The sequence below is a fragment of the Janthinobacterium sp. BJB304 genome (assembly GCF_002735765.1).
Taxonomy (GTDB): domain Bacteria; phylum Pseudomonadota; class Gammaproteobacteria; order Burkholderiales; family Burkholderiaceae_D; genus Janthinobacterium.
In genome coordinates, this window is sequence record NZ_PDZN01000002.1 from 301,806 (window position 1) to 325,631 (window position 23,826).

General features: G+C 63.7%; 22 protein-coding genes. 5 read left to right on the forward strand and 17 right to left on the reverse strand.

From position 1 onward, the window contains the following. Positions 1–310 precede the first annotated feature (310 nt). The 3 genes from CSQ95_RS03340 to CSQ95_RS03350 form a co-directional block, all read right to left on the reverse strand. Positions 311–1,363: an alpha/beta fold hydrolase gene (locus tag CSQ95_RS03340; RefSeq protein ID WP_099408476.1), complete on the reverse strand. Its 1,053-nt coding sequence runs from the start codon at positions 1,361–1,363 to the stop codon at positions 311–313. A gap of 29 nt (positions 1,364–1,392) precedes the next feature. Beyond that, the gene (locus CSQ95_RS03345) at positions 1,393–2,835 is read right to left on the reverse strand and encodes an alpha/beta fold hydrolase (RefSeq protein ID WP_099408477.1); all 1,443 of its coding nucleotides are present in this window, start codon (positions 2,833–2,835) and stop codon (positions 1,393–1,395) included. A gap of 84 nt (positions 2,836–2,919) precedes the next feature. Beyond that, a complete protein-coding gene (locus CSQ95_RS03350) occupies positions 2,920–5,217 on the reverse strand; it encodes a heavy metal translocating P-type ATPase (protein ID WP_099408478.1) in 2,298 nt (765 codons plus the stop codon). 98 nt (positions 5,218–5,315) lie between these two features. Between CSQ95_RS03350 and cadR the strand changes: the two genes are divergently transcribed. Together cadR and CSQ95_RS03360 are read left to right on the forward strand one after the other, a co-directional pair. Further along, positions 5,316–5,747: a Cd(II)/Pb(II)-responsive transcriptional regulator gene (gene cadR, locus CSQ95_RS03355; RefSeq protein WP_034787498.1), complete on the forward strand. Its 432-nt coding sequence runs from the start codon at positions 5,316–5,318 to the stop codon at positions 5,745–5,747. 12 nt (positions 5,748–5,759) lie between these two features. After that, positions 5,760–6,842, forward strand: coding sequence for a hypothetical protein (locus CSQ95_RS03360; RefSeq protein ID WP_099408479.1), 1,083 nt, complete (start codon positions 5,760–5,762; stop codon positions 6,840–6,842). Between the two features lie 16 nt (positions 6,843–6,858). Here CSQ95_RS03360 and CSQ95_RS03365 read toward each other — a convergent pair whose 3' ends face one another. The 7 genes from CSQ95_RS03365 to CSQ95_RS03395 form a co-directional block, all read right to left on the reverse strand. Beyond that, positions 6,859–8,391: a methyl-accepting chemotaxis protein gene (locus tag CSQ95_RS03365; protein ID WP_099408480.1), complete on the reverse strand. Its 1,533-nt coding sequence runs from the start codon at positions 8,389–8,391 to the stop codon at positions 6,859–6,861. Between the two features lie 91 nt (positions 8,392–8,482). After that, a complete protein-coding gene (locus CSQ95_RS03370) occupies positions 8,483–8,950 on the reverse strand; it encodes a cache domain-containing protein (protein WP_083287192.1) in 468 nt (155 codons plus the stop codon). A 239-nt stretch (positions 8,951–9,189) separates the two neighbouring features. Continuing rightward, the gene (locus CSQ95_RS03375; RefSeq protein ID WP_099408481.1) at positions 9,190–9,606 is read right to left on the reverse strand and encodes a hypothetical protein; all 417 of its coding nucleotides are present in this window, start codon (positions 9,604–9,606) and stop codon (positions 9,190–9,192) included. A 28-nt stretch (positions 9,607–9,634) separates the two neighbouring features. Beyond that, positions 9,635–10,021, reverse strand: coding sequence for a hypothetical protein (locus tag CSQ95_RS03380; RefSeq protein WP_099408482.1), 387 nt, complete (start codon positions 10,019–10,021; stop codon positions 9,635–9,637). 124 nt (positions 10,022–10,145) lie between these two features. Next, the gene (locus CSQ95_RS03385; RefSeq protein WP_070218785.1) at positions 10,146–10,697 is read right to left on the reverse strand and encodes a DUF4142 domain-containing protein; all 552 of its coding nucleotides are present in this window, start codon (positions 10,695–10,697) and stop codon (positions 10,146–10,148) included. 100 nt (positions 10,698–10,797) lie between these two features. Beyond that, positions 10,798–11,448, reverse strand: a complete 651-nt coding sequence (locus CSQ95_RS03390) for an SMI1/KNR4 family protein (RefSeq protein ID WP_099408483.1) — start codon at positions 11,446–11,448, stop codon at positions 10,798–10,800. Then, entirely contained in the window at positions 11,445–11,843 is a 399-nt protein-coding gene (locus tag CSQ95_RS03395; RefSeq protein ID WP_099408484.1) for a MerR family transcriptional regulator, read from the reverse strand. Before CSQ95_RS03395 ends, CSQ95_RS03390 begins: the two co-directional genes overlap by 4 nt. A 70-nt stretch (positions 11,844–11,913) precedes the next feature. Here CSQ95_RS03395 and CSQ95_RS03400 point away from each other — a divergent pair, with 70 nt between their 5' ends. Next, a complete protein-coding gene (locus CSQ95_RS03400; RefSeq protein ID WP_099408485.1) occupies positions 11,914–12,708 on the forward strand; it encodes an SDR family oxidoreductase in 795 nt (264 codons plus the stop codon). 3 nt (positions 12,709–12,711) lie between these two features. Here CSQ95_RS03400 and CSQ95_RS03405 read toward each other — a convergent pair whose 3' ends face one another. The 3 genes from CSQ95_RS03405 to CSQ95_RS03415 form a co-directional block, all read right to left on the reverse strand. Then, on the reverse strand, positions 12,712–13,992 hold the full coding sequence (locus CSQ95_RS03405; protein WP_099408486.1) for an NRAMP family divalent metal transporter: 1,281 nt from the start codon (positions 13,990–13,992) through the stop codon (positions 12,712–12,714). 81 nt (positions 13,993–14,073) lie between these two features. Further along, the gene (locus tag CSQ95_RS03410) at positions 14,074–16,101 is read right to left on the reverse strand and encodes a c-type cytochrome (RefSeq protein ID WP_373631272.1); all 2,028 of its coding nucleotides are present in this window, start codon (positions 16,099–16,101) and stop codon (positions 14,074–14,076) included. Positions 16,102–16,278: 177 nt separating this feature from the next. Further along, a complete protein-coding gene (locus tag CSQ95_RS03415) occupies positions 16,279–17,202 on the reverse strand; it encodes a LysR family transcriptional regulator (RefSeq protein ID WP_099408488.1) in 924 nt (307 codons plus the stop codon). Positions 17,203–17,303: 101 nt separating this feature from the next. On the opposite strand from CSQ95_RS03415, the gene CSQ95_RS03420 reads away from it, so the two are divergent. Beyond that, positions 17,304–18,773 carry an amidase gene (locus CSQ95_RS03420; RefSeq protein ID WP_099408489.1) on the forward strand — a complete coding sequence of 490 codons (1,470 nt, stop codon included), beginning with the start codon at positions 17,304–17,306 and terminating at the stop codon, positions 18,771–18,773. 92 nt (positions 18,774–18,865) lie between these two features. Here the strand turns inward: CSQ95_RS03420 and CSQ95_RS03425 are convergent, their stop codons facing one another. Next, positions 18,866–19,294 carry a DUF2061 domain-containing protein gene (locus tag CSQ95_RS03425; protein WP_099408490.1) on the reverse strand — a complete coding sequence of 143 codons (429 nt, stop codon included), beginning with the start codon at positions 19,292–19,294 and terminating at the stop codon, positions 18,866–18,868. A gap of 164 nt (positions 19,295–19,458) precedes the next feature. Then, the gene (locus tag CSQ95_RS03430) at positions 19,459–19,860 is read right to left on the reverse strand and encodes a nuclear transport factor 2 family protein (protein ID WP_099408491.1); all 402 of its coding nucleotides are present in this window, start codon (positions 19,858–19,860) and stop codon (positions 19,459–19,461) included. Between the two features lie 92 nt (positions 19,861–19,952). Here CSQ95_RS03430 and CSQ95_RS03435 point away from each other — a divergent pair, with 92 nt between their 5' ends. Next, complete coding sequence (locus tag CSQ95_RS03435; RefSeq protein ID WP_099408492.1) at positions 19,953–20,537, forward strand: TetR/AcrR family transcriptional regulator; 585 nt, start codon at positions 19,953–19,955, stop codon at positions 20,535–20,537. 36 nt (positions 20,538–20,573) lie between these two features. On the opposite strand, the gene CSQ95_RS03440 is transcribed toward CSQ95_RS03435, so the two are convergent. Further along, positions 20,574–21,953 carry a chitinase gene (locus CSQ95_RS03440; protein ID WP_257217931.1) on the reverse strand — a complete coding sequence of 460 codons (1,380 nt, stop codon included), beginning with the start codon at positions 21,951–21,953 and terminating at the stop codon, positions 20,574–20,576. Between the two features lie 262 nt (positions 21,954–22,215). Continuing rightward, positions 22,216–23,793: a PA domain-containing protein gene (locus tag CSQ95_RS03445; protein WP_257217932.1), complete on the reverse strand. Its 1,578-nt coding sequence runs from the start codon at positions 23,791–23,793 to the stop codon at positions 22,216–22,218. Positions 23,794–23,826 lie beyond the last annotated feature (33 nt).

The window sequence follows — 23,826 nt, forward strand, 5'->3', positions numbered from 1 at the left end:
CTATTGATCAACATGCAGCTTTCCTCTTTGCAATTATGCATGTAGACAGTCCATTTCGGGATTTTTTCTCTTCACATATCCAAATTTTTTGATATTTTCGTCCATTGCAAGAATGGTAGCACTATCTAGCCTCATCCAAGTTGCCAAAATTTCTTTCCAATTACAAGATTCATTCTTCTGAGTAAAGAAAATAATCTCGGTAAATTTAATGGTGGCAGCAATAGCTTCCACAACCCTCTATGAGTGGAAAGCAATCTCATAGGATGAAATTCTTTGCGTCCCACATACACGAGCGGCTTGTTGACATAGATCAGTGGTCGGTCAGCGGCGCCACCTTGTCGCGCAAGACCGTCCATTGGGCGTCCAGCACGGCCTGGTTGGGGTCGTGTCCGGCCCGTTTTACCAGGGTAAAACTCTTGACGGGCGCAGTGATGCTGTCGAAATACGTGCGCGCGATGGCGGGCGAGGTCAGCAAGTCCGCTTCACCCATGATGAAGAACACGGGCAAGTCGAAACGCGTGCCCAGCGCGGGCAGATTCACGCCTGAGAACATGCCGTCGCCGCGCATGCCGATGAACTGGATGTACGAGTAGTCATCGGCCGCCTCGGCATCGGCCAGCGCTTGCGGCGTGGCGTAGAACGGCGCCGGCTGCCACCAGTGTTTTGGCGGCGCATCCGTTGCCAATCCCTCATATTTGCGGTCGAAGCGGCGCAGGATGCCGAAGTTGCGCGGATCGGTCCAGGGCGGCGGGCCCAGCGCCGCCAGCTTGTCCAGCGTAGGGGTATCGCCGGCCGCTTGCGCCAGCGCAAGCACTTGCCGGTACATGCCGGCCTCGTTGTCGCGCGCATTGACCACCTGCGCCGTGCCGATATACGCGTGGAACAGGTCGGGGCGCGCCTTGGCCATGTGCACGCCCAGGATCGAACCCCAGGAACTGCCCATTAAAATGACTTTGTCCTTGCCCAGGTGCTGCCGCAGATAGCGGGCCACGGCGATGCCGTCATCGCGCATCTGTTCCACCGTCAAGGGCACGTCGTCCGTGGGCCGCTGTTTCGCATACGTCATGCCCGCGCCGCGCTGGTCCCACTGCACCAGGGTGTAATTCTGTTGCCAGCCGGCATAGATGGCATCGGCAAACGGACTCAAGGCATTGCCGGGACCGCCATGGATAAACAAGATCACGGGATTGCCGCAGGCGGCGCCCGTGACCGTGATCCATTGCTCGATGCCGTTGATGGGCACATAACCCTGTTCACGCACGGCTTGCGCGGGCGAGGCGCAGATGGATGGCGAGGCGGGCGCCGCCGCCTGCGCCGTGCCGCAACAAGTTAACAACAGCAATGCCAAGCCTGTGGTGCGCATATCGTCCTCTTCTCTATCGTGGGTGGAAACTACAGCGTGCAATCCTGTGCCTGCTTGCCGGCAATAAAGCGGGTGCTGGCCTGTTCAAAGCAGGCGGGCGCCGTCCACAGGATGAAATGCGGGGCGTTGTGCACGGTGGCCAGGGCAACCTTGCCCGCCTTGCGCTGCGTCAAGGCCTGCACTTGCGCCTGCGCGCCCGCGTACGGCGTCTTCGGGTCCAGCGTTCCCTGCAGTACCAGTGTAGTCGGCACCTTGGCCGGCAAGGCGCCGAAATAGGCGTCGCGCGGGTAGGCGGGCAAGCCGCCGCCCAGCAGGATGCGGGGCAGGGGACTGGTCAACAGCAAGTCCGCCTCGTCGCGCTCGAGGTCGGCAGCTGTCCAGCCGGGGCGCAACGAGAGTTGCAGATTGTTTTCCGAGTTGCTGATGATGCTGACCAGCGGAATCGACAGCGGCGACTGGGGATAGCTGCCCAGGCTGGCCGCCGCGTCCGCCAATGTGGCGCGCACGGCGGCCAGTTCCGTCTCGCCGCCCTGGTCCAGGTCGTGCAGCAGATACGGGATGCGGGCGCGGGCGGCCGGCACGTCGAGCATGCCGCCCAGGAAGTTTTTCAGGTTCTTGCCGTGAATCTTCGCCAGCAGGGCAGGATCGGCTTGCGCCTTGTCCAGCACGCGGCGGTACACAGTTGTTGCCGGCTCGCCCAATGCTGCATGGCAAGCTGCATCCGCATCGCAGCGGGCCAGCACCTGCAGGCCGACCTGGTTGACCACGTGCGAACGCTGGCTCAAGTCCCAGCGCGCATCCGTTTGCGGCGGCACCAAGGAGTCGAAAATCATGCCTTTGACTGGCAGCGGCCCCAGCTGCAAGGTGCGCAAGACCAGCTGCGTTCCGTACGACACACTGTATACATACACGGGCGGCTGCTTGTGCTTGCTCCGTTCGCCCTCGATCAAGGCTTTCAAGTCACGCGCGGCCGTGGTGATGGAAAACTGGCCCGCGTATTCCGGCATCAGATTGATGCCCTTGAAGCAGCTGGCCCATTCGGCGCCGGCCAGCGCGCGGCCGCCGGGACTTTGTTCGGACTCTTCCACCTTGCACAGGCGCGACGAGTGGCCCGTGCCCCGATGGTCGGGGATCAGGAATTCAAAGCCGGGAAAGCTGCGGCGCAGGGTGGGGAGCAGGCTGTAGAACGTAGCGCCCGATTCGCCGGGGCCGCCCGCCACCAGCCACAGCGTACCCTTGGCAGGCTTGCCGGCAGGCACATCGGCGGCAAACTTGCGCACGAAGACGTGCATGGCATCCGCGTCGCCGACGGCGCGGCCCTGGGCATCGTAGCTGCCGGGCACGTTCAAGCCCGAGCACAGGCTGCCGGGGGCGGCCGTATCGGAGCAGGGCGTGAAGAACATCGGTTCGGCATGCAGGGAGGTGCCAGCCAGCAGAGCGGCCAGCAGGGACAGGCGGGGCAGTAAGGTCATCGGCTACTTTGGCGGCGGTGGGAACAGCCGCCAAAGTAGCGTTTTTTACAGCAATTGTCCAGATGGAAATATTTCTACACGGGACTATGTTTGCTTGTTATTGCGCAACAGGCGCAAGCCATTGGCCACCACCAGCAGGCTGGCGCCCACGTCGGCGAACACGGCCATCCACAGGGTCGCCATGCCGGCCAGGGCCAGGCCGAAGAACACGGCCTTGATGCCGATGGCAAAGCTGATGTTTTGCACGAGGATGCTGCGCGTGCGCTGGCTCAGGCTGATGAATTCAGGCAACTTGCCCAGTTCATCGTCCATCAGGGCCACGTCCGCCGTTTCGATGGCCGTGTCGCTGCCGGCCGCGCCCATGGCAAAGCCGATGTCCGCCTGCGCCAGAGCCGGGGCGTCGTTGACTCCGTCGCCCAGCATGGCCACCACGCCAAACTCTTGCTGCAAGGCCTTGATTTCATCGAGCTTGTTTTCCGGCAGCAATTCCGCCTTAACCAGGCTCACGCCCACCTCGGCCGCGATGCGCTGCGCCGTCAGCAGATTGTCTCCCGTCAGCATCACGGTGGTCACGCCCAGCGCATTCAGGCGGGCAATGGCGGACGCGGCCGTCGGACGCAGCACGTCGGCCACGGCGATCACGCCCAGCGCACCGGCCGGGGTGGCCAGCACCATGGCCGTGTAGGCTTGCTGTTCCAGCCGTGCCAGGATGGCTTGCAGTGCCGGCGTCAAGACTTTCAATTCCGTCATCAGGCGCGCGTTGCCCAGATAATAGGTCTGGCCATCGATGCTGCCGCGCACGCCGCGTCCATGCAGGGCGGCAAACTGGCTGACGGGCAAGTGGCTGCCGGCGGGCGGACCCGCCTTGACGATGGCGGCGGCCAGCGGGTGGGCCGAGTTGGCGTCCAGGCTGGCGGCCAGCAGCAGGATGGCGTCGCGGTCGCTGCCCTCCAGGGCCACCACATCCGTCACGGCCGGCTTGCCCATGGTCAAGGTGCCCGTCTTGTCGACGGCGATGGCCTTGATCCGATAACCCGTTTCCAGGAATTGTCCGCCTTTCACCAGAATGCCGCGCCGCGCGGCCGCTGTCAGGCCGCTGACCACGGTGACGGGCGTGGAAATGACGAGTGCGCACGGGCAGGCGATCACCAGCATCACCAGCGCCTTATACACCCAGGCCATGAAGGGCTGGCCCAGCAGCAAAGGCGGCAGCACGGCCACGAGGATGGCGAACACGACCACGGCAGGCGTGTAGTAGCGGGCGAACTGATCGACAAAGCGCTGCGTGGGCGCCTGCTTGCCCTGGGTTTCCTCGATCACCTTGACGATTTTCGCCAGAGTGCTGTTGCCGCTGTTGGCCGTCACCGTGACGTCTAGCAAGCCCCGTTCATTGATGGTGCCCGCATACACTACGTCGCCCACGGTCTTGTCCACCGGCATGCTTTCACCGGTGATCGGCGCCTGGTTGACGGACGACTCGCCGCTGGCCACCACGCCGTCGAGCGCGATGCGCTCGCCCGGTTTCACGCGCATGGTCGCGCCGATGGCCACCGTGGCAACGGATACTTGCTGCCAGGCGCCGCTGGCGTCAGCAACGGTCGCCGTGTCGGGCGCCAGCTGCATCAGGCTGTGCACGGCGTTGCGCGCGCGGTTCAGGGACAATCCCTCGATCAGCTCGGCGATGGCGAACAGGAAGATGACCATGGCCGCTTCCGGCCACTGGCCGATGGCGATGGCGCCGAAAACCGCCAGGCTCATCAGGAAGTTGATGTTCAGGGTGAACGTCTTCAGGGCAATCCAGCCCTTTTTCAGGGTCGGCCAGCCGCCCGTGGCGATCGACAGCAGGGCCAGGGCGATGACGAGGGGCGAACTGTCTGCATGCGTGGTCCACGCCAGCGCTTCGGCGCCGGCAGCAGCCAGGCCGGAAACCACCAGCAAGCCTTTTTGCAGGCCGGACAGATTGCCTTCGTTCGGGTCGCGTGCGACGGCCGCGTCCGCTTCCATGGAAATCGCCTGCATGCCGATGCCGTGCAGGGCCGCTTCCACCGTGGCCAGCGAGGGCAGCGTGTGGTGCACGTCGAGCACGCGGTTCATCAGGTTGAAATCGAGGCCCACGACGCCCGCCATATTCGCCAGCTTATTGCGGATCAGCCGTTCTTCCGTGGGGCAATCCATGTTGGCGATACGGTATTTGGTCGTGTTGGCGCCCGCGATGGGCGCGCTGGGCAGCACTGGACCAGACGGGGCGGCAGGCGTGGACGAGCACGCATGCTGACTGGAACAGCAGCCGGCGGCTTGTGGCGCGCGGGCTGGTGCGGGGTCGTGCGCATGCTTGTGGTCATGCTCGTGGTCGTGCGCGTGGTTATGGCTATCGTGCGGCATCGCATCATCCTTCTGGATTGGTGTATGCTTCCATTAGAAACCCTGTAGCGGCTACAGGGTCAAGCGGAATTTGCACGAAAGAATGAAAAGGGGATGCCATGCGTATCGGAGAACTGGCCAAACGGACAGATTGTGACGTGGAAACCGTGCGTTACTATGAAAAGGCGGGCTTGCTGCAGGAACCGGGCCGCAACAGCGCCGGCTACCGCGAATACCGCGAAGAACACCAGGAACGGCTGCAATTCATCCGCCATTGCCGCTCCTTGCAGATCGGCCTGACCGATATCCGCGCCTTGCTGGAATTTAAGAACAATCCGGCCGAAGGTTGCCAGAGCGTCAATGAATTGCTCGATCACCATATCCTGCGCATCGCCGAGCAGATGGCGAATTTGCAAACCCTGCAGCAGCAGCTGGTGACCCTGCGCCACCAGTGCGACCAGCCGCAGCCTTCGCAAGACTGCGCGATTCTGCAAAACCTATCCGAGGCGGCCAGCGGCCACGACTGCGCCTGCCATACCGAACTTCATTGATACGATTGCTACATGCTGAAACTGTTGCCTAAAAAAACTTTACTCACCTTGTCCCTGCTGTCGCCGCTGTGCCATGCGGCCGATGCGCCGGCCGCCGCCGGCCACTACCTGACCCTGTACGCCGCCCCCGGCGTGCCGCAAGACGATGACCCGTACACCTGGAGCACGGTGGGCGGCAAGCAACTGACAAAGGGCGTGACCAAGGCGGACGGCCGCGCCTATCTCAAAGGGGAAGAGGGCGAAGAAAACTATATTTTGAAAACCGTCAGCATGCGCTGGCAGCTGAAGGTGCCGGCCCAGTGCTGGCAGGGCGCGCCCGAGGCTTTCCTCGATTGCGTCAAGCTGGCCAAGACCACGAGCCGTTATGACGAGGAGCAAGAGGCGCTCAAGCTGGCGGAACAGCAGAAAGAAGTGAAAATGCAGGCCAGAATCGCCGCCTATGCGGTGGAAGCCCGGGCCAACGACGATGCGCTGGCCTGGCTGGGGCGCCTGCCGTCGAGCTGGACCCTGGACGGCTATGGCAAGCGCCTGCTGGGCATCGGCGACAAGGTCTCCCGGTACATCGCCGACGAGTTCAAGGAGGACGGGCCCGACGCGCGCCAGTTCGTCTGCCGCGCGCCCGCCTACTATGGTCCGGTGCCGGACCAGGCTGCCGTCGAGGCCTGGGTGGGATCGCCTGACGAGGCGGGCAAGGTACGCACCGGCCCCGCCTGGAATGCGCTGGTGGCGGCAGGCGAAAAGGGCAACTGGATGGCCCGTCTGGAACTGTATTACGCCTTGTCCGGCGCCAATGTCAGCGAACTGAGCCTGCTGGAACAGTACCGCATCGTGCAATTGATGGAATGGCTGCACAAGAAGAAGATTAGCGGCCTGTACAGTTATTTCATCGGTGCCATGCCCGTCGCTCCCGGCAGCAACTACAGTGCCGTCTGGCGCAGGCGGGATCAGGTTTTCCTGTATGCCGCCATGCTCGGAGATTACCATCAACAATTCCGCATGGGCAATGTCTTGCGACGGGAAACCGACCCCGCGCTGGTCGAGATAAGCAAGGCCATGCAAGCCTGTTCCCGGGCCGCCATGCCGCAGCGGTACTAGCGCGGCAGCAGCGGTACTAACGCGGCAGCAGCGGCGGGCCGCCGTCGCCCAGGCGGAAGGCATCGACCACGCGCAATAGATCATGCGCCTGATCCTGCATGCTTTGCGCGGCGGCGGCCGATTGCTCGACGAGGGCGGCATTGCGCTGGGTCAATTCGTCCATTTCCGTGATGGCATTGTTGACTTCCTCGATGCCCTTGCTCTGGCGCTGGCTGGCCGCCGTGATGTCGTTCATGATCTCCGTCACCTGCTGAACGGAGGCGACGATATCGCCCATGGTGCGCCCGGCGCTGTCGGCCAGCTCGCTGCCCGTTTCTATTCTGGCAACGGAATCCTCGATCAGCTGCTTGATTTCGCGCGCCGCCGTGGCCGAGCGCTGCGCCAGGCCCCGCACTTCCGTGGCGACGACGGCAAAACCGCGCCCCTGTTCGCCCGCGCGCGCCGCTTCCACGGCCGCGTTCAAGGCGAGGATATTGGTCTGGAAGGCAATGCCGTCGATGACGGCGATGATATCGACGATGCGCCCGGAACTGGCCTTGATCGACCCCATCGTCTCAACCACCTGGCCCACGACGCGGCCGCCTTCCAGCGCCACGTTCGAGGTCGACAGCACCATCTGGTTGGCTTGATGCGCATGGCTGGCGTTTTCCTTCACGGTATCGGTCAGCGCATGCATGGACGAGGCTGTTTCCTGCAAAGAATGCGCTTGCGACTCCGTACGGGCCGACAGGTCCGCATTGCCGAGGGCGATTTCGCTCGCTTCCACCGTGATGGTGGAGCCCGCCTGGCGTATCTCGCCCAATAAAGTGTTCCAGTTTTTCAAGACGGTAGCCAGCGCCCGCGACAGCTTGCCCACCTCATCGTCGCTCCGGGCGTCGATGCGCGTGGTCAGGTCGCCGGCCGCCAGGCTTTCAGCGGCGCGGCACGCCTCGTCGATGGGTCGCACGACGGAGCGGGCCACCCAGGTGGCGATCAGGGCCAGCAGGGCAAAGCCGACAGCCATGGTGCCCAGCGACAGCCAGCCGGCCCGCTGGCCCGCATTTTTTGTCTCTTGCAGCGCGTCGACCGTGCGTTGGTCGAGGTTGAGCAGCACCTGACGCAGTTGCCCGCTCACTTGCTGGTAGTGCCCGGCGGCATTTTGCATCGCCGCCACGCCCGTATTCGGGTCCATCGAGGCCAGGTCCAGCGCCTGCGCCACGCTGGCACGGTAGCGCTCGACACCCGGCAGCGCCTGGCCCGCTTCCGTGGCGGCGCCCGAGAATTGCTTGAGTTCCTTCAAGCCTTGCGCGATGGCATTGAGCTGGCGATCCGTCTGCGCGCCGAACTGCTTGAACTGTTCGTCCGACAGGCTGGCGGCGATGGCGATCTTCGCATACACGTCGGCATGTACCTGACCCAGGGCAATGGCTTGCTGGTTGGCAAGCCGCTCGGCCGTCAATGTGACGTCTTTCAAGTCGCGCATGCGGCTTTCGTTTTGCTGCATGGCGAAATAGGACAAGGCCCCCATGGCCAGCAGGCAAGCCAGCGCGACCACCGGGACGATCAACATCTTCTGTGCGATTTTCACATGAGGCCCATATCGTTGAGAAATTCGTTGAGAGATCGGTGTGCCATCCCGGCGCTGGCGGCGCGGCGGCAGGCTACAGGTAGATGCCGCCGCAGACGACGGTCTCGGCGAGTTTCTCGCAATACATCACCTTCGGCTCGATCTTCTTGGTTTCCGGATTCGTGAATTTGTATTCCTGCCAGAACGTGCCCTTGCTCTTGGCCAGGTCGACTCGTTCCTTCACAAAAGCCTTGCCATCAATATCCTTCAGCTCGATCAAGTTCTTGCCGACCATTTTCGGATTGGCGCCATGCGCAACCACCGTCCCGTCGAGTTTATAGACGACCAGGTACAGGTCGTGCAGGATGAATTGCGGCGACTTGGCCGTGATGTCGCCATACGCCTTGGCGTCGCCGGCGCTCTTGATGTAGGACACGCCTTTCTTGACCATGGCTTCCGCGTCGGCGCGCGTGGCGCCGCCTTCGGCAGCGCTGGCGATACAGGGCAGCATGCCGGCGGCAAGCATGACCGACAGGCAAATGGCAGGGGCGAACTTGGGCATGAGAATCTCCTTCACATTGCGGCAGGGGAAAGCCGGCGGGGAACCGGTGCGGTGAGGCGGCGCCTATCGAAGTGCCGACGTTTCATAGTAGCGCGATGCCAGCAGACATGCGCTGGTGCAACAGATTTTTTTTGAATGGGGCGTTTTTGCAACGTTGCGTGCACACGGCCGCAATCGCATCCACAGAGGGAAAGTGAGAGCGAAGACTAGCGTATCGATAGTGTGGTGCGGGTGCCGCGTTACCAGCTGGCCGGGTCTTCCGCCGCCGCGCGCGCCAGGTCGTCGTGCCAATCTTGCTGCACCAGGCGGTAGATATCGGCAAAGAAGGCGCGCGGATCGGCCATCTCATCCCACAAGGCAGGCAGGGCATTCGTGCTTTCCGGGTCATGTTCGAGGATGGCCTGGAAATCATAGCCGGGGTCTTGCAGCGCCTGCGCCAGCACGGCCACCAGCGCATGGCGGTGGCGATAGCTGAGTTCCTTGTATTGCGACGTGATGTCGCGCCGTATCAGGGCAGCGCGCTGCGCCGGGTCGTTCATGTCCCAGCGGTCCAGCTCCACACCCATGGTTTCTTCGCGGTCATACACGTCGAAAGGGCCGAGGAAATAGTGGAGTGTGGGGAGATAGGGAGCATCGCTCCAGGGGCCGCGCAGCATAGGACTCTTTCGTTTGATTGCTAAATGATCACGCGCATTCGGGCAAGGCCCAGCTTTCGTCGCCCATGTCCGTCGGGTAGATGGCGCGCGTCTGGTTCTGGCCCCAGCGGGCATGGTCGAGGATGCCGTCTTCATGCATGTCCAGCACCCATTCCGTGCTTTCCAGCAAGGTGCCATCCTTGTGGTAGACGCGGAAGAAGGTGGAAGTGCTGAGGGCGCGCACGATGTTCTGCGGCACGCCGTTGCCGTAGTGGGGTACGTAGGTATTGATCACGCACGTGCGCTGATCGTTCCATTCCTGGGCATACACGGTGGCATTGCGCGCCGCGCTGACTTTGATGAAGAGCCAGCCTGCCAACAGGAGGATGAGCAGGAAGGCGGCGGCGATCAGGCCGGTTTTCTTGAGTAGCTGCATGAGGTCATGGCATGGCCAAAAAACGAAGTTGCCGCATTGTATGTCAAGAGCAGATATGCTTGCCGTACGGCACGTACAGCAAGCATATCCCCGCTAATTGCCGGTAACTTGGCTATTGACTTGGCTATTTCCCCACCGCCGTGTGCAGGGTATTGGCCATGTCCAGATGATGTTGCAACGCTGGCAAGGTCTTCGCGGCAAAGGCCTTGATGTCGGGATCGCTCGCCTTCTGGCTGGCATCCGTAAACAGTTTCACCGCCTCCTTGTGCGCCGCCACGCCGATGGTGGCCGCATATTCCTTGTCAAACTGCGCGCCTTCCAGGCGGCTCAGCTTGTCGATCTGCGCCTGGTGCTTCTTGCCGGGCTGGTCGCTGACCTCAATTTGCTTGCTGCTGGCCAACTGTTTCAGCTCGTCCGCCACTTTCGTGTGATCGGTGACCATGGCATCGGCGAATTTCTTCACTTCCGCATTGCTGCTCTTGCTTTGCGCGACTTTGCTGGCGGCAATTTCCGTGCTGCCTGCGTCGGCGGCCTTGCTGAGGAATTGCTTGTCATACGCGCCCGGCGCCGCGGCGGCGATGCTGTTGATGGCGATGCCGCTCAATAAGGCAACGGCGGCGCCGATGGCCACGCTTTTGAAGGACGGGGCACGGGAGCTGGTGGTCGGGATAGGCATGGGAAATCCTTTCGAGTGTGGTTTTTTCTACAAGCTGATGACAATGTTAAGCCAGCAGCCTGCGCACACCCATAGGACAGTCGCGATCATGCCCGTAGGATTAGTCCTGTTCGTTAGCGCACAGTTCGACTTGCTTCAGGGCAAATAAGGCGGCAATGCCGGCATCGCGGCGCCACGCGGGCATGCCGATATCGAGCCATTCCGCCATCGCATCCAGGTGCGACGGTTCCGAGACGCTGTGTTCGAGTTCGTCAAGCACCGTGTCGCGGTCGATATACAGGCTATCCAGCCACGCGTCGAATGAAGGCGCCAGTTCCATCAGGCCATGGGCGCGCTTGCCCGTCCAGTCCGGCAACTCCTGCACATAAGCCAGCACCCGGCCGCCGCCTTCCTCCGTCAGATCCAGATAAACCATGGAATTGCCGCCATCGCGGGCGAACGGCAGGATGCGCACCGGCATGTCCGTATGCTTGCGCGCGGCGCGGATTTCGCCGACCAAAGTTTCATCGCAGAAATCGCCTTCGTCGGCGCTGAAAAAGGTATTGAAGCCCATCTTTTCCACGCCGCCATTGCCGTCCGGCACATCGCAGGTGTAATCAAACCAGGCGCCGTTGGCCACTTGCAAGAAGGCCAGGAAGGCGGGCGGCAACGGCGCTTCCAGCAAGGTTTCGATGGCGGCGAGCTGCTGCGCCGTGGGGGCGGGCTTGGCGCCCTCGAGCGCCAGGTGGCGGTATTGCGTGTAATAAGTCATTGATTATCCTTGTAGTTTCCTGCGGCCGCCACGCCATCGTCGCAGCCCGTCTCCACCTTGGCCAGCGCATCGACGAGTCCGGCCCGCAGCACGGCCATCGAGCGGGCCTTGTCGTCGATCTGGGCGATTTTCGTTTGCAGCATGGCCCGCTTGGTCTGCGCATCGAGGGCATTTTCCTGCCAGACGGCAATGACTTCGGCGATTTCCTTCAAGGTAAAACCCAGCGCCTTGGCGTGACCGATCAGCTCGATCCGGCGCAAGGCTTGCGCCGAATATTCCTTGTAGTTATTCGTCAAACCCGGCTGCGGCGCTTCGTCCAGCAGCCCCTGGCGCTCGTAAAAGCGCACCGTGTCCTTGCTGACGCCCGTCAGGCGGGTGATTTCTCCGATACGCATCGATTCCCCTTGACCGTGGACTAAAGTCTACAGTTTACATTAAACATTCCATCTACTCCACACCAATGCCATGACCGCCTTCAACTACACCAACCAGACCGTGCTGATCACGGGCGCCTCGTCCGGCATCGGCCGCGTCTTTGCGGAAACCCTGGCCGCGCGCGGCGCGCATTTGCTGCTGCTGGCCCGCTCCGGCGCCGTGCTCGACAGCCTGGCCAAGGAACTTTCTCTGCGCCACGGCATCCGCGCGCACGCGCTGGTGGCCGACCTGAGCTTGCCCGGCGCGGCCGCGCAAGCCCATGCACAGGCGTGCGCGCTGGGCATGCCGCCCGACGTACTGATCAATAACGCGGGTTTCGCCACGCATGGCCGCTTCGAAAGCATCGATCTGGCGCGCCAGGCGGCTGAAGTCACCGTCAATTGCACGGCCCTGATGGAACTGACGCACTGCGCCTTGCCGCACATGCTGGCGCAAGGACGGGGCGCCATCATCAACGTGGCGTCCACGGCGGCCCTGCAGCCCGATCCCTACATGGCGGTCTACGGCGCCAGCAAGGCTTTCGTGCTGTCGTTCTCGGAAGCGCTGTGGGCGGAAAACCGCAGCCGCGGCGTGCGCGTGCTGGGCTTGTGCCCGGGCGCCACGGACACGTCTTTCTTCGACGTCGTGGCCGCGCCCGAGGCGGCCGTGGGCCAGCGCATGGCGCCGCAAGCCGTCGTCGACGAAGCGCTGCGCGCGCTGGACCGGGGCCGCAGCAGCCACGTGGCGGGCCGGCCGAACCGGCTGCTGGCCTGGCTGCCGCGCTTGCTGCCGCGCCAGACCGTGCTGGGCATCGTGGAAGGCATGCTCAAGCCGAAGGCGGCCTAGGCATCAAAAGATCATGGTGGCGAACATGGCCAGCACGGCCGTCGCCATGACGATGGTCGACAGCCAGCCCAGCGCCCGCAGGCGGCGCGAAATGGTCAATGTGCCCATGATGGCGGGGCGCGAGGCCATCACCATCATCAGGGCCATGATCGGCACGGAAATGACGCCGTTGATGACGGCGCTCCAGTACAGGGCCTTGATGGGGTCCAGCGGCGAAAAGCACAGGGCGGCGCCGATCACGGTGGCCGTGACGATGATGCCGTAAAACTTCTTGGCGGCCCGGGGCGCCAGTTCCAGGCTGTTTTTCCAGTGAAAGGCGCCCGCCATGGCGTAGGCGGCCGAGCCGGCCAGCACGGGAATGGCCAGCAAGCCCGTGCCGATGATGCCCAGGCTGAACAGGGCAAACGCGAAGTCGCCGGCGATGGGGCGCAGGGCGGAAGCGGCCTGGGCGGACGTATCGATGTGCGTGATGCCTTGCGCGCCCAGGGTCACGGCCGTCGTCAGCATGATGAAGAAGGCCACCAGGTTGGAAAAGCCCATGCCGATGGCCGTGTCCATCTTGATGCGCTGGAATTGCCGTGGCGCCTGTTCCGGCGCGCGGCGCAAGGCTTGCGCGCCAGCGTCCGCCTGCAAGTCTTCCACTTCCTGCGAGGCTTGCCAGAAAAACAGGTAAGGGCTGATCGTGGTGCCGAACACGGCCACGATCATGGTGACCGAGGCGGCCGACCAGGCGAACTGGGGCCAGACCGTGCGCAGCGCCACTTCGCCCCAGGGAATATGCACGGTCAGCACGGTGGCCACATAGGCCAGCAAGCCCAGGGTCAGCCATTTGAGGATGCGCACGTACTTTTGATAGGGAATGAAGACTTGCAGCAGCAGCGACAGCAAACCGAAGCCCACGGCGTACAGATGCGTGGGGCCGCCGATGATCAGGGTCAGGGCATCGCCCATGGCGGCCACGTCGGCGGCGATATTGATGACATTGGCCAGCAGCAGCAAGCTGACGATGGCGTACAGCAAGGATTTCGGATAGTGGCGGCGGATGTTCGTTGCCAGCCCATGCCCGCTGACCCGCCCGATCTTGGCGCTGATGACCTGGATGCCCAGCATCAGGGGAAACGTCAGGCAGACGGTCCACAGCATGCCGAAACCGAACTGGGCGCCCGCCTGCGAATACGTGGCGATGCCGCTGGGGTCGTCATCGGCCGCGCCCGTAATCAGGCCGGGGCCCAGCTTGCCCAGCCAGGTGTCGGATGGGTCGGCCTGGCCGCTGTCGGTCTGCATGCGTCGCTCCTGCGTGATGGAGCGAGCAGCGTATCACAGGCGGGCGGCGTCCAGAAGGGGCGCCGCCGGGAAACTCACGCGTCAGTAGCGTGCATCCTTGGGCTTGCCGCCCTTGGGCCAATCCTTGACCTTGTCGGGGAAGTCCGGACGGGGCATGTGCGTAAAATATTCGGCCACGTCGACGGCGTCCTGGTCGGACAGGTTCCCTTGGCCCAGGGGAAACTTCTGGCCGTGGCCCATCACCATATTGGCCTTGACGAAGCCGGCCGCCGTGTAGGTGCGGGCCATGCCGGCGCCAATGTTGAAGGAACGGTCACCCCACAGCGGCGGGAAGGCGACGACGCCGTTGGCGCCCTTGATGCCTTCGCCATTCGCGCCATGGCAGACGGCGCATTGCTCGGCATACACTTTTTTGCCATGCACGGGATCGGGCAGCAGAGCACGGTCGATCTTCGCCACACCGCGTCCCGCCACCTTGTCGCCCGCTTGCGTAGCGCCCTTCATCCAGTCGATGTAGGCGACCATCGCCTGCAGGTCGGGGCCGTCCACGGGCAGCGGCTTGCCGTGCATGGAGCGGCGGAAGCAGCCATTGATGCGCTCTCCCAGGCTGATGACCTTGCCGGCGCGCGGCGCTTCCGACGGGAAGAAGGCGGAAATGCCGAGGAAGGGCGAACCGCCGGCCACCGTGCCGCCATTCAGGTGGCAGCTGCTGCAATTGAGGTCGTTGCCCACATTTTGCGGCAGGCGGGCCCGCGTTTCCGTCATCAGCTGCATGCCGTGGATCAATTGATTGGCATTCGGATCGGCCGTCAGGGCGGCGAAGCGGGGCGTGACGAAGCCGCCCGCGTCCGGCGCCTTGAGTTTGAGCTCCTTGCGTACCCTGGCGATCTGCGCGGGCGTGACGGGCGCGCCTTGATTACCCCACTTGCCGCGCACAAAGGTGAGGATTTCCGCCAGTTCCGTGTCCGACAGGCGGTCATACGCGGGCATGCCGAAGGAGCGGGGCGAGTGCTGCGTGACGGCCGACTGCCAGCCCGTCAGCGCGATATGGATGACGGTGGTGGCGTCCTTCGACTGCACCGAGTCGTTCTGCGCCAGCGGCGGGAAGATGCTGTCCACGCCACGGCCGTCGCGGCGGTGGCAGGTGGCGCAAAACTGCAGGTAGCCCAGGCCGCCCCGCGTGTTGTACAGCGCATCGTTGCTGGCCGCCACGACGGGCGCCGTTTTCTTCGGCGGCGCGGCCGCCCCGTCCTTGGCTGGCAAGCCGTGCAGGTAGTGCGCCAGCGCGTCGAGGTCGGCATCCGTGAAGTATTGCGTGCTGTGCGTGATGACTTCCGTCATGCTGCCGGCCGCCGTGCCGAAACTGTTGCGGCCGGTTTTCAGCAATTGCACGATGTCGCCCGGCGTCCACAGATTGCGCAGGTTCACCGCATGCCAGCCGTCGAAGGTAAAACCGGACAGGTAATGCTTGCCGCTGCCGCCATCCTGGCCCATGGTTTTTTCCTGGAAAGCCACGCCGCGCGGCGTGTGGCAGGAGCCGCAATGGCCCAACCCTTGGGCCAGGTAGCTGCCCCGGTTCCACTGGGCTGACTTGGCGCTGTCGGGCTTGAATGGCGCGTCGTCGAGGAAGACGGCGTTCCACAGCGACAAGCCCCAGCGCATGCTGAACGGCCATTTCATGTCCGTTTCGCGGTTTTGCTGCGCCACGGGCGCCACGCCGCGCTGCAAATAGGCGTACAGGGCCTGCATGTCGTCGGGCGTGATCTTTGCGTAGGAAGGGTAGGGCATGGCCGGGTACAGATTGTGGCCGTCCGCAGCCACGCCCTTGCGCATGGCGCGGTCGAACTGGGCAAACGTGTAGGTGCCCAGCCCCGTCTTCGCGTCGGGCGTGATATTCGTGCTGTAGATGGTGCCGAACGGTGTTTTGAGTTCCAGGCCGCCGGCCATGGCGGCGCCGTTCGGACTCGTGTGGCAGGCCACGCAGTCGCCAAGGCGGGCGACGTATTCGCCGCGCTTGATCAGCTCGGCCGAGGCTGCGGGCATCCTGGCGGGCGCGGCGGCGGGTGCCGCCCTGGCGTTGGCGCAGAAGCCCAGCATGCCCAGAAGCATTGCCGCCAGCCAGGCAGTGATCGAAAAGGAAAAAGCGGGAGGGCGGCGCGAACCGCGGTGCAGGATGGAAATGGCGTTCATGGTGACCCTTTATTATTACGCGCAAGCTTACGCAGTCGTCACCACGGCGAACATTGGGAATTTCTTTCGAGCAACTAGGTAATCTTCCCTAGTGTTTTATAGCGGGAAATCGTGTAGCGGCGCCTGCAAGCTGGCCAGGATGCGTTCGCGCAGCCAGCGGTGCGCCGGGTCCAGGTGCATGCGTTCGTGCCAGACCATGGCCATTTCGTAGTCGGGCAGGGCGACGGGCGGCTCCCATGTGCGCAGCGCGCCCAGCGCATTCTTCAGCAGGCGCGACGGCAGCAGGGCCACCATGTCGGACGCTTCCAGCAGGGGCGGCACGATCAGGAAATGCGGCACGGACAGCACCACCTTGCGCGCGCGCCCCAGCTTTTCCAGTGCCGTATCGACGTTGCTGCGGAAACCGCCGCCGTTGGGCGAGACGACGATGAATTCCAGCGCGCAGAACTGGTCGAGGTTGGGCGGCGATTGCAGCAGCGGGTGGTCGTGGCGGCCCGCCAGCACGTAGTGCTCGGTAAACAAGGTGCGGTGGCGCAAGCCGGGCGGCGCTTCTTCCTGCGCCAGGAAACCCAGGTCGACCTGGCCCGTTTCCAGGTTGTGCGCCATGCGCGCCGGCACGGCTTCGAACACGGCCATACGCGACAACGGCGCCTGCGCGCGCAGGGCGGGCAGCATGGGCAGCAGGATCGCATATTCGGCGGCGTCGGCCGCCGCCAGGTTCCAGCGCACCTGGGCAGTGGCCGGATCGAAGGCCGCTTCGGGCTGCAAGACTTGCTCCAGCTGGGCCAGCACGGCCTGCAAGGGCGCGAACAGGGCCAGCGCCCGCGCCGTGGGCAGCATGCCGCGCGGACCGGGCAAGAGCAGCGGATCGTCGAAGGCCGCGCGCAGCTTGCCCAGTTGCACGCTGACGGAGGGCTGGCTCAGGTGCAGCCGCGCGGCCGCCCGCGTGACGTTGCGCTCGATCAGCAGGGCGTTCAGGGTCAGCAGCAGGTTCAGGTCCAGCTTGTGTAAATTGTTCATGGCTATACCTTGTATAACAACTATTCATTTCCGCTATGATAGCGCAAGCCCTACAGTGGTTCCTGTGACTTTTACTTTTCACCTTTTACAGGAACTAGCTGATGCAACTCCATGAATATACAAGCTTTGATGGTCTGGGACTGGCCCAGCTGCTGCGCGAGGGCGCCGTCTCGGCCGCCGAATTGCACGACGCCGCCCAGCGCGCCTGCGCCGCCGTCAACCCGCAGATCAATGCCGTGGTCGAGCTGTGGCCGGCCGATTTGACTGCCATCGACAGCGCAGTCAGCACCGCGCCGTTCGCCGGTGTGCCATTCCTGATCAAGGATGTGGCCGTCACGATGGCGGGCCGGCGCAGCGAAGCGGGCAGCCGCCTGGGCGCCGGCCATGTCGCCGCGTTTGATTCCCACCTGATGACGCAGTTCCGCGCCGCCGGCCTGGCGACGTTCGGACGCACCAGCACGCCGGAAATGGCGTTTGCCACCACCACCGAACCCGTTTTATATGGCGCCACGCGCAATCCGTGGAACGTCAACCTGAGCGCGGGCGGCTCCAGCGGCGGCGCGGCGGCGGCCGTGGCGGCTGGCATCGTGCCGCTGGCCCATGCGACGGATGCGGCCGGCTCCATCCGCGTGCCAGCCGCCTCGACGGGCCTATTCGGCTTCAAGCCCAGCCGGGGACGGGTGTCGAACGGCCCCGCCATGGACGAAATCTTCAGCGGCCTGGGCGTGCAGCTGGGCGTGAGCCGTAGCGTGCGCGACAGCGCCGCCTTGCTCGACTGCGTGCAGGGCGTGCTGCCGGGCGAGCCGTATGTGACGAGCGCGCCCAACTTCACCTGGCTGTCGCAGGTGAGCGTGGCGCCGGGCAAGCTGCGCATCGCCGTGCAGCGGATCGCCAGCAATGGCGCCCGGCCCGTGCCTGCCGTCGATGCCGCGCTGCAAGACACCGTGCGCCTGCTGGAAAGCCTCGGCCACCACGTGGAAGAAGTGCAACCAGCGCTGGGCGTGTCGTGGCAAGCCTTCGTACAAGCCAATGCCGGCATCTGGTGCGCCAACCTGGTGCCGTGGATAGACGGCCTGGCGCGGGAAAGCGGGCGGACCGTGTCGCTCGATACGCTGGAACCGTCCACTTTGGCCTGCTACCGGTACGGGCAGACGGTGTCGGCCGTCGATTTCGTGGCCGCCCTCGATGTGCGCAACACCGTCACGCGCCAGGCCGGCGCCCTGTTTGGCCAGTACGACGTGCTGCTGACGCCCGCCATGCCGGATATGCCGTGGCAACTGGGGCGCTATGGAGAAAAGGAGGAACAGCTCGATGGGCTGGGCTGGACGGCGCGCCTGTTCGAGCATTCGCCGTACACGCCGCTGGCCAACGTGGCGGGCTTGCCGGCCATGTCCGTGCCGCTGGCCATGTCCAATGATGGCTTGCCAATCGGCATGCAGTTCATGGCCGGGTATGGAAACGATGGAACCTTGCTGCGCCTGGCGGGCCAGCTGGAGCGGGCGGCGCCATGGCTTCCAAGGCGGCCGCCTGTGTGGGCGGGCAAGGTGCTAGCACGCCTTGCGGACGGCTGAAACCGGCCACCATCGCGGCTTTGGCCAGCGACAAGAAGCCGGGGTCGGACCCGCCGGGTCCGACCCCGGTCCTTGATCTTGGGTGAAAAGTATCAGGAGGGCATCGTAGTCAGCTGTGCCGCGCACCGGCTTTCCATACGGAAACGAAATCGTTCCCACAGCCGGTCGTGGAAGGGCAGGACGATCACGTTGCAGATCGGCTCGACCACGGCCAGCAAGCCGCCGAAGGCCATGGAACCCGTGGCCCAGTACATGACGCTGAAAGCGACACCCATGTGCATGGCCGTCTGGCTCAGCTTTTCACCGGCCAGGGCGGTAAAGCCCAGGCGGCTGGCCGCGTAGCGGCGGCGGATCGCGTGCCAGGCTTTTTCATGCCACGGCAGCAGGCCCACATTGATGATCGGTTCGATGATTGCGGCCAGGCCACCGAGTGCCAGCGAGCCCGTCAGCAAATAGGCAAGGCCGAAGGCGATCGACATGTGCGTGCACACCTGGCTGAATGTTTTGATGGCTGTGAACAAGGGACGCTCCTTTCTGTTGAATTCGCTTATCCTTGAGTTAGATAGTAACGATTCTCATTTACAAAAGGAAGAAAAATATTTCAACTGAATCGATAGATTTCATCTATTGATTTGAAAATATCAATTGCCCATACTTCGGGCGTATCCCGCTGCAGGCAGCGCCGTCAGCGTATGGCCGTCGCCTGCGACCAGACGGCTTGCCAGCGTCCATCGCGCCATTCATAGCTATCCATATGCCAGTAGCGGGCGCGCGGCACAGCGTGGCCGCCGAAGATTATTTCCAGTTGCGCCGAGTAACGCAGGATGGCGGCCGTGCCGTACAGGCGCACGCTGATCGCGTCCGGCTCCCAGCTCAGATAGCGCATGTGGCCGGAGGCGATGGCGCCCAGGTAGTGTTCCCGTGACAGCATGCTGCCGATGGGCGTGATCAGCTGGAAGTCGTCGGCGTGCAGGGCGCGCGCCGCCTGCGTATCGGCGGCCACGAGGGCGCGCAAACGGCTACGTTCCGTATGGCGCAGCAGGTCCATCTGCTGTTCTTCAGTCGGTGCGGCATTGAAATCGTGCATGGCAGTCCTGTTCGGGTAGGTGATTGACATTTTGACGGTTTTTGTCCAAAAGTCATGTTGACACTATATACTCAAAGTGTCAACATGACCGGATGACGACCGATACCCTGAAAAGCCAGCTCATCCTCGATGCCGCCCTGGCCGTGTTTTGCCGCTACGGCTACCGCAAGACGTCCATGCTCGACATCGCGCAGGCGGCCGGCATGTCGCGCGCGGCGCTGTATTTGCACTTCAAGAACAAGGAAGACGTGTTCCGCGCCGGCTCCGAACGGACCCATGCCACCGTCATGGCGCAGGTAACAGCGGCACTAGCCATAGCCGGCCCCGTCTTTGCGCGCATCGAAACGGCCTTGCTGGCATTCCAGCAAGGCTTGATGGCGGAAATTTCCGCCAGCGCCCACGGACAGGAATTGTTCGACGCCAACATGACCCTGGCCGCCGACATCACCTTGACGGCGCGGGCAACCTTGGTGGCGTCGCTGGCCGGCGCGCTGGAACAGGCGGAAGCGGCAGGCGAAATCGCGCTGCGCCGGGTGGACGCGACTGCCGCGCAAGTGGCCGCCTTGCTGGTGGCCGTCATGGATGGCATCAAGCACACGCAAGGGGGAGGGGAGGCGTTGCGCCAGGGCATTGCGCTGCAGATGCGCGTGCTGGGTGCGGCGGTGCTGCGCATGTGAGCGGCAAAGCCCGCATGCGCAGTCGGGCAATGCCGCTTACGGCAAGGTTTTCAGGACATTCTTCGTCGGCACGGAGAAGTTATAGCCGTCGTGGCGGTCCCAGTTGATTGACCACGTCATCACGCCGCGGAAGTCCGGATACGCCTGCAGAGGCTTGATGGTGCCGCAGTTGAGCAGGCGCGTCAGGCAATTCAGGGCGTTGCTGACGTCGGCATTCGTCGTGAAACCGGAGCCGGCCGAGCTGCGGCCCGATGGCACGCCGAAGCCCACCTGGTCCGGACGCAAGCCGGCGAAGGTGTTGCCGCCATAGTTAAAACCCTCGATCAGCATGCGCGCCGTGGCCACCAGCTGGTCGGCCGAGCCCGCCTTGATGGCACCCGTGGCGTACGGCGTGTAGATGTCGCCGTTGTTGTAGTACTGCGGGTGCAGCACCGTCAGCTCGCTGCGCAAGGCATTGATGATGGGAATGTAGGCGCCCCAGATGCTGCCGTAGCTCGTGTAGCCCCCTTCCACGTACACCCATTCCGGCGCCATCGACAAATAAAAGCTGCTGCCGACCTTGGCTTTCAGGTTTTTCACGGCGATCGGCAGATAGGTCTGGATGGCCGCGCCTTGCGCCACGCCGTTTTCCAGGTCCAGGTCGATGCCGTCGAAGCCGTATTTGGTGATGATGGCGTACAGGCTGTTGGTGAAATTCGTCGCTTCGGCCGTGTTGCCGACGGAAACGGAACCGTTTTGCCCGCCCAGCGACAGGATGACTTTCTTGCCCTTGGCCCGCTTGGCGGCCACGTCGGCGATGAATTGCGCTTCCGTGCCCGCACCCGGATCGATGGTCAGGCTGACATTGCCGCCGCCCGCGTTGTCGCCGAACGAGACGACGATCACATCCCAGTCATCGCTGACCTGGCTGATCGGATAGGTGGCGCCGCTGGGGTTGGTGAAGTTGTGCCAGTAGCCGATCAGCGCGTGCTTGGCCAGGCCGGTCGGCGTCGGCGTCGGCGTTGGGGTTGGGGTAGGAGTTGGCGTTGGTGTTGGTGTTGGTGTTGGTGTTGGCGTTGGTGTTGGCGTTGGTGTTGGGGTAGGCGTCGGTGTCGGGGTGGGCGTAGGCGTTGGGGTAGGAGTCGGTGTCGGCGTACCGCAGTCTCCCACCACCGTCCAGGGCTGGCCGCTGCCGGCGCCGCCGCTGCTGGTCGACGGGTTATTGCCTTGCGTCCACCAGTTGGCCGTGTAATTGACGTTGTTATAACTGGCCTTGCCGCCGCCGTTGTAGGCGGTGCCGCTGTTCCATGGCGTGTAGCAGGCGACCGCTTCGGTGGCGCCGGCCAGCAGCTGGCTCGCGCCTGCGCTGGAGCCGTCGCTGCCGCCGCCGCAAGCGGCCAACGTCCCGCCGAAGAGGGTGAGGATGAGGGTATTCATGACTGTCCGGTTCATTGCGTCTCCTTGTGTATTTTTTTCATGGCCGAGCCGGTTTATCACCGTCCGATTTTTCAGAGTGCAAGCATTGCAGGTGGTAGTCAACTGGTTTTATTCTTTGCGCAAGATCACAATACCAGTTGCGGACTTTCCCCAGAGGGTACCCGATGCGGGCCATACCAGTGCCTGTTTTCCAGTGCGCTGGTATGGTGTACGCAAGGGCGCCGGGAGCAGGGCGGGGAAGGGAGGAAGACGGCCGCGATGGCTAGGGCGCCGTTTCCTTGCGCAAATCGGCATACGGCACGCGCGACAGGTCCAGCAGCATCTGCGTCAGGGCCACGGTTTCGCGCTGCATCAGCCGGTAGTCCGCCTGGGTCACCGTGCCGATGCCATAGCTGAACTGGTAGGTCGGCGCCTTGACGTAACTCATCGTGGGTAGGCCTTGCGCAGCCCGGAACACCTGGCCTGCACCGGGCCAGGCGGTACTCGTCGCACTGCCATCGCCGCCAGAGTTGGCGGATGGCAGCACGAACGCGGGTGCCACATTGGCGTGTCTGAGCATGTCGGACGCTGCGTCCATCAGGGCCGGCGTGCGCGGCGAAAGCACGGTGGCCGGCTCGGGCCTGCCCGTGAGATGCAAGTAGCCGTTGCTGTCGGGCAGCACTTCCAGCGCGCCCAGTTGTCCGATGGTGAGCATCGCGGCCATGCGCCGCATCAAGCCGTCGTCCTTGTGGCGGTCCATAAACTGCGCGATACCCGCGCCGCCCGCGAGATGACCGCCCGTCAGCAGCAGCATGACGCTGCGCGGCAAGCTGTCCTGCGGCAGGCGCGACAGGTATTGGGCCATGTCGACGATGGCGTTCGGCCCATTGGTTTCCAGCCCGTTCGTGCCATCCGTATTGCTGTTGAGTACCATCAATTCCTCGGACTTGCCGGGAATGATGCCGATCAAATTGCGCGTCTGCACCTGCTGCACGGTGGCCGCCATGGTCAGCCGCAAGACGGGCGCCGTGCCAGCCAGCACGCGGTCGCGCAGGCGCTGGCCAAGACCTCGATCGATAAACACGCCTGGCAGCTGGCGCACCACGCCGTCATAGGGGGCATACAGGCCGTCCGCCGCCAGGGAAGGCGTATCCAGAATGACGATTACGCCCGCCGCACCGGCCGCCTGCAGGCTGTCCAGCAGCGAAATGAACGGCCCCAGCATTTGGAACGGGCGCGCATACGGCGTGTCCAGCCCCATGGCGTGCTGCGGATCGTGGACGTGCACGGCCCTCTGGTGGAAAAACTGGCCCGTCCACGCCACTTTCGGCATCTCGACGAGCACCAGCTTGCCCGCCAGGCTGGCATCAGGCAGGGCATCTGGCGCCAGGTAGACGATGCGTCCCGCAATGCCGGAAGGTGGCGTGACGCCCGAATACGGAATGTAGCCGGCCGATGAGAGCACGCCGGGCCGCTCGCCATCGATCACTTCCAGGCCCCAGTTTTCCCGTGCCACCGACCATTGCCGCACGCTGACCGGTTCAAAGCGCAGTTGTTTGACACCGGCGCGCGCCAGGCGTTCATGCAACACGTCGATATACGCTTCATGCCGAGGCGATCCCGTGGTGCGCAAAAGGCGCTCGTCCAGGTCGTATTGCCAGTCCACCAGCTGTTTCCTGGACAGCAATTGCGTGGCGTCGACCGTCACGGCAGCCGACGCCGGCAGGGCACGCGCAGGCCAGGGACCAGGCTTGCTGGCGCAGGCGGACAGGACGGCCGCGATGGCCAGCGCGCCGGCAGGCGACAGAAAACGGCGGCAATGCACTAAAAGAAGCGCCGGGCGTGGATGCGAGTGAGTCATGCGGGTCTCCTGATTGCTTATCCAATGTTGAGA

Bases quoted from the DNA above. Each gene is read 5' to 3' on its own strand.
- CSQ95_RS03340 (WP_099408476.1), bottom strand. From the start codon at position 1,363: ATGCGCACCACAGGCTTGGCATTGCTGTTGTTAACTTGTTGCGGCACG.
- CSQ95_RS03345 (WP_099408477.1), bottom strand. From the start codon at position 2,835: ATGACCTTACTGCCCCGCCTGTCCCTGCTGGCCGCTCTGCTGGCTGGC.
- CSQ95_RS03350 (WP_099408478.1), bottom strand. From the start codon at position 5,217: ATGCCGCACGATAGCCATAACCACGCGCACGACCACGAGCATGACCAC.
- cadR (WP_034787498.1), top strand. From the start codon at position 5,316: ATGCGTATCGGAGAACTGGCCAAACGGACAGATTGTGACGTGGAAACC.
- CSQ95_RS03360 (WP_099408479.1), top strand. From the start codon at position 5,760: ATGCTGAAACTGTTGCCTAAAAAAACTTTACTCACCTTGTCCCTGCTG.
- CSQ95_RS03365 (WP_099408480.1), bottom strand. From the start codon at position 8,391: ATGTTGATCGTCCCGGTGGTCGCGCTGGCTTGCCTGCTGGCCATGGGG.
- CSQ95_RS03370 (WP_083287192.1), bottom strand. From the start codon at position 8,950: ATGCCCAAGTTCGCCCCTGCCATTTGCCTGTCGGTCATGCTTGCCGCC.
- CSQ95_RS03375 (WP_099408481.1), bottom strand. From the start codon at position 9,606: ATGCTGCGCGGCCCCTGGAGCGATGCTCCCTATCTCCCCACACTCCAC.
- CSQ95_RS03380 (WP_099408482.1), bottom strand. From the start codon at position 10,021: ATGCAGCTACTCAAGAAAACCGGCCTGATCGCCGCCGCCTTCCTGCTC.
- CSQ95_RS03385 (WP_070218785.1), bottom strand. From the start codon at position 10,697: ATGCCTATCCCGACCACCAGCTCCCGTGCCCCGTCCTTCAAAAGCGTG.
- CSQ95_RS03390 (WP_099408483.1), bottom strand. From the start codon at position 11,448: ATGACTTATTACACGCAATACCGCCACCTGGCGCTCGAGGGCGCCAAG.
- CSQ95_RS03395 (WP_099408484.1), bottom strand. From the start codon at position 11,843: ATGCGTATCGGAGAAATCACCCGCCTGACGGGCGTCAGCAAGGACACG.
- CSQ95_RS03400 (WP_099408485.1), top strand. From the start codon at position 11,914: ATGACCGCCTTCAACTACACCAACCAGACCGTGCTGATCACGGGCGCC.
- CSQ95_RS03405 (WP_099408486.1), bottom strand. From the start codon at position 13,992: ATGCAGACCGACAGCGGCCAGGCCGACCCATCCGACACCTGGCTGGGC.
- CSQ95_RS03410 (WP_373631272.1), bottom strand. From the start codon at position 16,101: ATGCTTCTGGGCATGCTGGGCTTCTGCGCCAACGCCAGGGCGGCACCC.
- CSQ95_RS03415 (WP_099408488.1), bottom strand. From the start codon at position 17,202: ATGAACAATTTACACAAGCTGGACCTGAACCTGCTGCTGACCCTGAAC.
- CSQ95_RS03420 (WP_099408489.1), top strand. From the start codon at position 17,304: ATGCAACTCCATGAATATACAAGCTTTGATGGTCTGGGACTGGCCCAG.
- CSQ95_RS03430 (WP_099408491.1), bottom strand. From the start codon at position 19,860: ATGCACGATTTCAATGCCGCACCGACTGAAGAACAGCAGATGGACCTG.
- CSQ95_RS03435 (WP_099408492.1), top strand. From the start codon at position 19,953: ATGACGACCGATACCCTGAAAAGCCAGCTCATCCTCGATGCCGCCCTG.
- CSQ95_RS03440 (WP_257217931.1), bottom strand. From the start codon at position 21,953: ATGAATACCCTCATCCTCACCCTCTTCGGCGGGACGTTGGCCGCTTGC.
- CSQ95_RS03445 (WP_257217932.1), bottom strand. From the start codon at position 23,793: ATGACTCACTCGCATCCACGCCCGGCGCTTCTTTTAGTGCATTGCCGC.